6 protein-coding genes are annotated in these 8,936 nt (G+C 67.6%); 3 read left to right on the top strand and 3 right to left on the bottom strand.

The window, feature by feature from the left end:
- Positions 1-56: 56 nt before the first annotated feature.
- Complete coding sequence (locus N5C25_RS19680) at positions 57-1,673, bottom strand: EAL domain-containing protein (RefSeq protein ID WP_058980858.1); 1,617 nt, start codon at positions 1,671-1,673, stop codon at positions 57-59.
- Between the two features lie 229 nt (positions 1,674-1,902).
- Between N5C25_RS19680 and cycA the strand changes: the two genes are divergently transcribed.
- Together cycA and N5C25_RS19670 are read left to right on the top strand one after the other, a co-directional pair.
- Positions 1,903-3,276, top strand: a complete 1,374-nt coding sequence (gene cycA, locus N5C25_RS19675) for a D-serine/D-alanine/glycine transporter (protein WP_279937718.1) — start codon at positions 1,903-1,905, stop codon at positions 3,274-3,276.
- Positions 3,277-3,505: 229 nt separating this feature from the next.
- Positions 3,506-4,282, top strand: coding sequence for a lytic transglycosylase domain-containing protein (locus N5C25_RS19670; RefSeq protein WP_058980854.1), 777 nt, complete (start codon positions 3,506-3,508; stop codon positions 4,280-4,282).
- A gap of 48 nt (positions 4,283-4,330) precedes the next feature.
- Here N5C25_RS19670 and N5C25_RS19665 read toward each other — a convergent pair whose 3' ends face one another.
- On the bottom strand, positions 4,331-5,851 hold the full coding sequence (locus N5C25_RS19665; RefSeq protein WP_058980852.1) for a hypothetical protein: 1,521 nt from the start codon (positions 5,849-5,851) through the stop codon (positions 4,331-4,333).
- Positions 5,852-6,016: 165 nt separating this feature from the next.
- Between N5C25_RS19665 and N5C25_RS19660 the strand changes: the two genes are divergently transcribed.
- Positions 6,017-8,098: a gluconolaconase gene (locus N5C25_RS19660; RefSeq protein WP_279937713.1), complete on the top strand. Its 2,082-nt coding sequence runs from the start codon at positions 6,017-6,019 to the stop codon at positions 8,096-8,098.
- On the opposite strand, the gene N5C25_RS19655 is transcribed toward N5C25_RS19660, so the two are convergent.
- Positions 8,076-8,489 (bottom strand): YciI family protein, encoded by a 414-nt coding sequence (locus tag N5C25_RS19655; protein WP_279937711.1) that lies wholly within the window; start codon positions 8,487-8,489, stop codon positions 8,076-8,078. The two genes, N5C25_RS19660 and N5C25_RS19655, sit on opposite strands and share 23 nt — an antisense overlap.
- Positions 8,490-8,936: the final 447 nt, after the last annotated feature.

Below are 8,936 nucleotides of genomic sequence, written 5' to 3'. Positions count from 1 at the left end.
CAACTGATGGATTCGCCGGGCGCGCCCCACCACGAGGGGCTCCGCCGTTCGCCGTCCTACTCCACGCCCTCACGCTCGATCGGCACGCTGCGCGGATTCTGCATGTGCTCCCGCGCCGCGCCATAGCGCTGCTGCCGCTTGTGGTGGAACACCACGAACTCGTCCCGTGGCAGCGGCCGCGAGAACAGCCAGCCCTGCGCGAACTCGACCTTGCGCGCATGCAGATATGCCAACTGCGCCTCGGTCTCCACGCCCTCGGCCACCACCCACAGGCCCAGCTCCTTGGCCATGTCGATGATGTGCGGCGTCACCGGGCTCGTCGCGCTCTCGGTGTCGATCGCATCGATGAACGACTTGTCGATCTTCAGCGCGTCCAGCGGCAGCTGCTCCAGGTACTGCAGGCTGGAGAAGCCGACTCCGAAATCATCGATGGCCACGCTGTGGCCGGCGCGACGTGCCTGCGCCAGCATCGTGCGGGCGCGGTCCAGATCGAGGAAGCCGCGCTCGGTGGCTTCCATCCAGATCTGCTGCGGCAGGATGCCGCTGCCGGTCATGTGCTTGGAGATCATCTTCAGCGCACGGCCGCTGCTGATGTCTTCGGCGGCCAGGTTGATCGCGATGTGTGCGCTGCGGTCGGCGACCAACAGATCGCGCATGTCGCGCACGACGTTCTCGATCACCAGATCGGTGATCGCGCCGATCATGCCGGCCTCTTCGGCCAGCGGAATGAACAGGTCCGGCCGTACCTGCGTGCCATCCGGGCGCTGCCAGCGCACCAGGGCCTCGGCGCCGACGCAGATGCCGGTATCCAGCTCGATGATCGGCTGGTAGTGCAGGTACAGCTCGCGGCGGCGGATCGCCGTGGCCAGTTCGCCGCGCAGGGACAGGCGGCGACGCGACAGCCACACCACCAGGCCGGCACCGGCAGCGGCCAGCAGAACGCCGATCGGCACGAACAGCCACGCCTGCTGGCGGAAGGTTGCAGCCAGCGCGGTACGCGGCGTGGTTGCGATCGCCAGCCACTCTTCATTGCGGGCGGTGGCGTACAGGGTGTTGTGGTCCAGGCCTTCCTCGGGCGCACGCAGCAGGGTCTCCAGCAACGCGGGATCCATGCCGCTCTGCCTGGCCAGGAGGCGGCCATCCGGGCTGGCCAGGGCAAGGCGCACGTTCGGGTCGGCGATGACATCGACAAACCGGCGCGGATCGACCAGGACGTCGTAGTTGCCATACAGGATCGACAGCACCTGGCGCCGTCCGCTTGCCTCGGGGCGCACATCCACGGCAATGCCGGCGCCATCACTGGTGACGTGGTCGGCCTTCGGCTGCCTCACGTCGGACAGGAACGGCCCCCACGACGTGCAGCGCAGCTTGCCACCCTCGAAGTAGCCCATCTGGTCAACCGACGGCGACGTCATCACCAGCGTCTGCATGCGCCGGATATGGTCCGGCCCGCAGGCGTCCTGGGCGCCGGCCTCGGCCGACTGCAGCGCCGCCAGTGCTTCCCGGTAGGACTGGTCGGCGCGGCGCAGGGTACGACCGGCGATATCGCGCAGGCGCTGCTGCTCGACACTGACGGCCCGGTCCCAGGTGGCATAGGCCATCACCGCGATCGGCACGGCCGCGGCCAGAATCGCCAGCGCGGTGCCACCGATGATCACGCGCAGCCGGCTCATGGCCGGGGCTCCAGCGGGGTGGGCAGGGCAGGGCACATGGGCGGGCCGATCCTTGGGCAGGAACGGCTATCTGAGCATGGCGCAGGGCCGGGCGGAATGGGATCAATCCGGTATTCGGTCACATTGTGATGAAAGCGGCCAAGTTTGACGTGATTGACCCGCCCGATGCTGGCGCTCCGGGCGCTGGAGGACTACCGTCGAACGCTTCGCCGCCCTCTTGCCCGCGCCCATGACCGAGCCCGCAACGCCCCCCGAGCACCTGCGCCGCAGCCTTTCCAACCGCCACCTGCAACTGATCGCCATCGGCGGTGCCATCGGCACCGGCCTGTTCATGGGCTCGGGCAAGACCATCAGCCTGGCCGGACCCTCCATCGTCTTCGTCTACCTGATCATCGGCGCGATGCTGTTCTTCGTGATGCGCGCGATGGGTGAGCTGCTGCTGTCGAATCTGCAGTACAAGTCCTTCATCGATTTCTCCACGGATCTGCTCGGCCCATGGGCCGGGTTCTTCTGTGGATGGACATACTGGTTCTGCTGGATCGTGACCGCCATCGCCGATGTGATCGCCATTGCCGCCTATGCGCAGTTCTGGTTCCCCGGGCTGGATGCGTGGATACCGGCGCTGGCCTGCGTGCTGCTGTTGCTGGCACTGAACCTGGTGACCGTGAAGCTGTTCGGCGAGATGGAGTTCTGGTTTGCGCTGATCAAGATCGTGGCGATCTGCGCGCTGATCATCACCGGCGCCGGGCTGGTGGCCTGGGGCTTCACCTCGCCCAGTGGCCACACCGCGTCGCTGTCGAACCTGTGGAATGACGGCGGCCTGTTCCCGATGGGCCTGGTCGGCTTCTTCGCCGGTTTCCAGATTGCGGTGTTCGCCTTCGTCGGCATCGAGCTGGTCGGCACCACCGCCGCCGAGACCGCCGACCCCGAGCGCAACCTGCCCAAGGCGATCAACTCGATTCCGGTACGCATCATCATCTTCTACGTGCTGGCGCTGATTGCGATCATGGCCGTCACCCCGTGGCGCCAGGTAGTGCCGGACAAGAGCCCGTTCGTGCAGCTGTTCGTGCTGGCCGGCATTCCTGCCGCCGCCAGCCTGATCAACTTCGTGGTGCTGACTTCGGCCACGTCCTCGGCCAACAGCGGCATCTTCTCCACCAGTCGCATGCTGTACGGCCTTGCCGAGGAAGGCCACGCACCGCGGGGGCTGTCGAAGTTGTCGCGCGCTGCCGTGCCTGCCCGTGGCCTGCTGTTCTCGTGCCTGTGCCTGCTGGGTGGCACGCTGCTGATCTACCTGATTCCGAACCTGGTGACTGCTTTCACCCTGGTGACCACGCTGGCGACGGTGCTGTTCATATTCGTCTGGTCGCTGATCCTGGTGGCTTACATGGTCTACCGCCGCCGCCACCCTGAACGTCACGCCGCCTCGATCTTCAAGATGCCCGGCGGCGTCGCCATGTGCTGGGCCTGCCTGGTGTTCTTCGCCGCGGTGCTGGTGCTGCTGAGCCTGCAGGCTGACACCCGCGAGGCGCTGATCGCCAGCCCGGTGTGGTTCGTGCTGCTGGGCGTGGGGTACCGGCTGCGTCGCAGAACGGTGAAATGACCGGGAATGCGGGGTTTCGGCAACGCCGGAAATCGGGAACATCGGAAATCGGTAGAGTCGACTGTTAGTCGACTGCTCTTCCATGGGCTTCCGGAAAACCCCGCGCTGCGCGCGATAGTCGACTGACAGTCGACTCTACCGCTGCGGGCGCCGGCGCAAGTGCAGGGCGCAGCCCTGCCGACCCCCATTCACCCAACATTCGCGGGCGCGGCCGGATGATCCGGCCGCCATGTCCCGTCGCCCTCTCCTGCTTGTGCTGTTGCTGCTGCCCAGCCTGTGGCCCGGGCTGGCCGCCGCACGCACTGTCTACCGCTGTGTGCAGGGCAACACCGTCAGCCTGGCCACCGCGCCGGAGCCGGGTTCGCGCTGTAGCCCGAAGGAAATCGACGACAACGCCATCCAGACCCCGAACCTGTGGGGCAACATGGGCGTGTTCAGCGGCGTACTGTACGAGCGCGAGCAGGATGGCGTGCTGGTCTACTCCACCCGCAACCTGCCCGGCTCGCGGGTATTCCTGAAGTTCACCGTGGCCACGCCGCCGGGCGAGCCTGCCCACGAAGGCCTGGGCAAGGTGGGCAAGCCGCAGCTGGCGCAGCACGCCAGGCAGTTCAAGGCCGCGGCCAAGGCCACGGGCGTCGACGATGCCTGGCTGCGCGCAATCGCCCATGCCGAAAGCAATTTCGATGCGCTGGCGGTGTCCAGCAAGGGCGCACAGGGCGTGATGCAGTTGATGCCGGAGACCGCACAGGAATATGGCGTGCGCGATCCGTTTTCGCCGCAGCAGTCGATCGAGGGCGGCGCGCGCTACATGCGCGCGCTGCTGCGCCGTTACAACGGCGATCGCCCGTTGGCGGCGGCTGCCTACAACGCGGGCATCGGTGCAGTCACCCGCTACAAGGGCGTGCCGCCCTACGCCGAAACCCTGGCCTATGTGGACAAGGTGATGGCGCTGTACGCGCGCTACCGCGAAGCGATGGGCATCCGCACCGAAGTGCCAGCCCGCTAGGCGGGAGGTGTAGTGCCGAGCCCACGCTCGGCTCCACAGGAAATCGGCTCAGCGCGAGGTGGACGTGCTGACCAGGTCGTAGTGCTCGATGCGGCCGACGCGTGCCACCTCGGCCTGCACGTCGGCACGCTGCTTCAGCACACGCCAGGCGGCATCGATCTTCACGTCGCCGGGCAGCGACGGATAGGTGCGCATGTCCTGCAGGGAGGCCAGTGCCTCGCCGCGCTCAACCGGTGAGCGCAGCTGTTCGATCAGCACCGCAGCGGCCGCGTCCAGATTGCCTTCCTCCAGCAGCATCTCGCGCTGGAACAGGCGCGCGTCATCGCCCTGGGCCAGGATGGCTGCGCGCGCGGCCTGTTCGGTCTTGGCATCGCCACGTTCACGGGCGGCAACGAACTGCAGCAGTGCCTGGGCCGCCTTGCCATAACCGGCCAGGCCCGGCATGTCATTCACCGCGACAGCAGCGTCCTGCATGCGGCCCAGCGAACTGAGCAAGAAGCCGACGTTGAACTGGTGCTCGGCACCATCCGGGCCCAGCGCACCGATGCGTGCGGCCAGCCTGGCTGTGGCCAGCGCATCATCGTTACGGCCCAACCGGCGCAGCGCCATAAGCCGGCTGTTGAGCAGCCACGCCACCCATTCGGCTTCCGTCGCCGAGGGCGACTCACCTTCGGCCGCCGCACCGGCCATGCCATCGGTCAGCGCCAGCACTTCCTCGTTGCGGTCCAGCATCAGCAGCGTGCTGCTGAACTCGGCCATGCGTGCGTCCAGCGCCCGGTCGAGCAGGCCGGAAACCCGCAGTTCGTCGAGGTGCTTCTGTGCAGCCTGCACTGGGTCGAAGCGGGCATCGTCGCGGTCGACATAGCGATCAAACCGCTTGTCACTGCGCAGGCGGATGATCTCGGCGGGGCCGGTGATGCGCGCCAACGTGGCCGGGATGTCGTCGCCCCGGCCATTGTCGGCCTGCAGTGTTGCCAGTGCCAGCCACAGTCCGGTGGGTTCCAGGCCGCCGCTCTTCCAGCCGTTGTCGAACAGCGCCTGCAGCAGTTCCATGCGCTGCTGGGGCTGGTCCCGCAGGCGGAACTGCAGGTAGTTGATCGCGTGGTGGTCCACCGGCAACGGCGCCTCGGCATGCTTCAGCGCCTGCACCAGGTGCTTCGTGGCAGGTGCCGGTTGGTTCTCGGACAGTTCCACCGAGACCAGGGTCAGCAGGATCTGCGCGTCGTCCGGCAGTGCTTCCAGTGCGCGCTGCAGGTAGCGGCGGGCCTGGTCCGGCTTCTTCTGCACCATCGCGGTCCAGCCGGCCACCTGCGCGGCGCGGCCGCGATGTTCGGCATCGAAGTCATCCAGCATCGGATCTTCCATCAGCCGTTCCATCGCGATCAGCGCGCCCAGCGTGTTGCCGCTGCGTGACTGCTGGATGGCCTCATCCCAGCGGGTGGCATAGGCCATGTGCATCACATCGGCGGTGATTGACGGCTTCTGCGGCGCCACCGTGATCGAAGCGGTGGCGGATGTGCTGGCCAATGCGGCGGCCAGCAGGGCAGCAAGGGGGAGGATGCGGGGCATGGAGGATCTCCATCCGTGGGAACCGCATTGAACCTGCTGGGGCTGGTGAGAACAAGCTTTGCGCATGGAACTCTGGTATCCGGCAGTACGATTGGCCTTGGCGCATGCGGTGCCCAGCGTCTATTGTCGGTGCCTCTTCAGGCAGCAGGCAGGCAGCGCAGCGCGATGGCACGGTGGCAATGGATGGCGGCAGGTGTGGCGTTGGCAACGGCAGTGGCACTGGCCGCGACCTGGTGGGAGACACCGCTGCACACGTTGGCTGAACCGGCGGGCCCGGCTCCAACGCCACTGGCGTGGACCGCACAGATCGAGCCGCTGGCCGGCGATGGTCACCCCGGTGACCGCGACGGCGCGTCCGGGCAGGCACGCTTCGCCGATCCCTATGCGTTGCTGCGCAGTGCCGATGGCAGTGTCTATTTCACTGATGCCGGTGATAACAACCGGATCCGTCGCCGCCTGCCCGATGGCCGCGTCGAAACGGTGGCCGGGCAAGGCGAGGGGCGCGTTGATGGCCCGGCACTGCAGGCCAGTTTCAACACGCCTTCGGGCATTGCCGCCGACGCGCAGGGCAACCTGTATGTGGCCGACACCGGCAACCACGCCATCCGCCGCATCGGCACCGACGGCCAGGTGACCACGCTGGCCGGTGGTGAACAGGGCCACGTTGATGGACCTGCCGCGCAGGCGCGCTTCGATGCGCCGATGGGCATCGCAGTGGATGCGCAGGGCCAGGTCTACGTGGCCGATACCTTCAATGACCGCATCCGGGTGATCGGTACCGATGGCAACGTGCGCACACTGGCCGGTGGCGATCGGCCGGGCCTGGCCGATGGCACGGGCGCCGCTGCGCGCTTCGATACGCCGGTGGCGTTGGCCTTCGACGCGCAGGGCGCGTTGCTGGTGGCCGACCTGTTCAACAACGCGGTGCGCCGCGTCGGTGCCGATGGCACGGTCAGCACCGTGGTGGGTGGTGGTGGCGTGATCAATGGGCCGCTGTCGTTGGCCACCACCCACGATGGCGTGCTGTACGTGGGCGACATGGATGGCCGCATCGTGCAGGTGACGCCGCAGGGCCATCAGATCGCGCTGGTCGGCAACGGTCGACTGCCACGCCTGGCCCGCCCCAGTGGCCTGGCTTTGGATGCCGATGGCAGCGTGCTGGTGGCCGACGCCGCAAGCTACCGTCTGCATCGCCTGCGGCCGCTGCCGGTGGGCGAACTGCCTGCGCCGGCACTGGTCGGCCCGGCAGCCGATGCCGCGTTGCCGAAGACGGGCGGCCGTTGGCCGCTGGCGCCGCAGGATGGCTGGCACGAAGTGGTCGGCACGCTGGGAGAGGTGCGCGGCAACTTCAGCGGCGAGAGCCGCCATCACCTGCATGGGGGCTTCGACGTGCGCGGTGATGTGGGCCAGACCGTGCTGGCGATCGCCGATGGCAAGATCAGCAGCCCGATGGCGGCCTGGAGTCTGGGTGAACAGGCCGAGGGCCTGGCCGTGGATCGCCTCAAGTACATCCACATGCGGGTCGGCCGCACCCCGCGTGATGTGCCGTTCGACGCGCGCTGGCAGGCGTTGTACGACGAGCAGGGCAAGCTGGAGCGGATGCGCGTGCGCCGCGGCATGCGTATCCACGTCGGCGATCGCCTGGGCAGCATCAACAACCAGGCGCATGTGCACCTGGCGGTGGGTACCGGTGGTTTCGAGACCAACGCCGTGGCGCTGGGCTTCCAGAACTACGCCGACCACTTCGCACCGCGCATCACCGATGTGGCGTTACTGGACGACAACGACCAGCCGATGGCCGCAGGCAGCGGTGGCGTGGTGATGGTGGCGCGCCAGGGACGCGGTGTGCAGATCGTGGTCGAAGCCTGGGACCAGGTCGACAACAACCTGCCGCGGCGGCGCCTGGGCATGTACCAGGTGGGTTACCAGATTCTCGATGCGGGCGGCCAACCGCTGCAGGGCTACGAGCAGCCACGCTGGAACATCGTGTTCAACAGCATGCCGCCGCAGCGGGAAGCGGTGCGCGTGGCCTACGCACCGGACAGCGGCATCACCGTGCATGGCAGCGCGGTGACCCGCTTCCGCTACCTGGCCACCAACACCGTGCGCGATGGCCTGATGGAAACCGGGCGCTGGCAGCCGGCGGCGCTGCCGCCGGGCGAGTACATCGTGCGCGCCAGCGTGCGCGACTACAGCGGCAATGAAGGCATCGGCCCGCGCGAGATCAGGGTACGGCTGCTGCCGTAGCCGCAGCCGCAGCCGGCGCGCCGCAGCGTTCGCGCTCGGCGTCCATGTCTTCCAGCGGCCGCACTTCGATGCTGCCGAAGCGTGCCCAAGGGAAGTCGCGGGCGATGCGCATGGCTTCGTCGCGGTCGCGGGCGACGATCAGGTTGAAGCCGGCCAGCAGTTCGCGGGTTTCGGCGAACGGGCCATCCAATACACGGCTGTGGCCATCACGCACGCGCAGGGTCTGCGCGGTGTCGACCGGCTGCAGCTTCTGCGCGGCCAGCAGCGTGCCTTCGGCCTGCAGCTTGTCGGCATGGGCCAGGCAGTCGCGCATCAGCGCGTTGAATTCTTCGGTGGGCAGGGCCTGCAGCAGGGCAGGCTCGATGTAGATCAGAAGCAGGTACTGCTGCATGGCGCGGTCCTGGCGGGGGCGGGGTGTCCATGATGGCGCAGGTTTGCGCATGGGCATGCTGCAGCGCGGGAGGCGCGCCTTCGGCGGGGATCGGCGAACGGTGGAGCCCCTCCGTGGTGGGGTGGGGTTGGTCGCTGAAAGCGGGTTTCCTGAAGGTGGGCCGGGCGGGTGGGATTGGCGGGGACGCCGTGAATCCGTCCCTGGAGGCTTAGCCGCGCCATCCCTGGCGCGGATACCCCGCCAACCCCACCCGCCCGGCCCCAGACAGATTCCGGCGGCCGATCCACCACGGGGAAATCAACAACAAGAGCAAAAGCGGGTCGCTTCGCTCGCAAAGCCGAGCCCGCCAGCCAACCGCCATTGCCTTTGCTGATGCTGTTGCTGTTGCCTTTTCTCTTGATCTTCCCGTGGTGGATACCGGAGGCAGGAAACTGTCCAGGGCCGGGT

Source organism: Stenotrophomonas sp. GD03958 (assembly GCF_029839005.1).
GTDB classification, from domain to species: Bacteria; Pseudomonadota; Gammaproteobacteria; order Xanthomonadales; family Xanthomonadaceae; genus Stenotrophomonas; species Stenotrophomonas hibiscicola.
Note: the sequence above shows the minus strand (reverse complement) of the source record. Positions and strands in the feature narration are given on the sequence as shown.

Coding starts and splice junctions, on each gene's coding strand:
- N5C25_RS19680 (WP_058980858.1), bottom strand. CDS start 1,673: ATGAGCCGGCTGCGCGTGATCATCGGTGGCACCGCGCTGGCGATTCTG.
- cycA (WP_279937718.1), top strand. CDS start 1,903: ATGACCGAGCCCGCAACGCCCCCCGAGCACCTGCGCCGCAGCCTTTCC.
- N5C25_RS19670 (WP_058980854.1), top strand. CDS start 3,506: ATGTCCCGTCGCCCTCTCCTGCTTGTGCTGTTGCTGCTGCCCAGCCTG.
- N5C25_RS19665 (WP_058980852.1), bottom strand. CDS start 5,851: ATGCCCCGCATCCTCCCCCTTGCTGCCCTGCTGGCCGCCGCATTGGCC.
- N5C25_RS19660 (WP_279937713.1), top strand. CDS start 6,017: ATGGCACGGTGGCAATGGATGGCGGCAGGTGTGGCGTTGGCAACGGCA.
- N5C25_RS19655 (WP_279937711.1), bottom strand. CDS start 8,489: ATGCAGCAGTACCTGCTTCTGATCTACATCGAGCCTGCCCTGCTGCAG.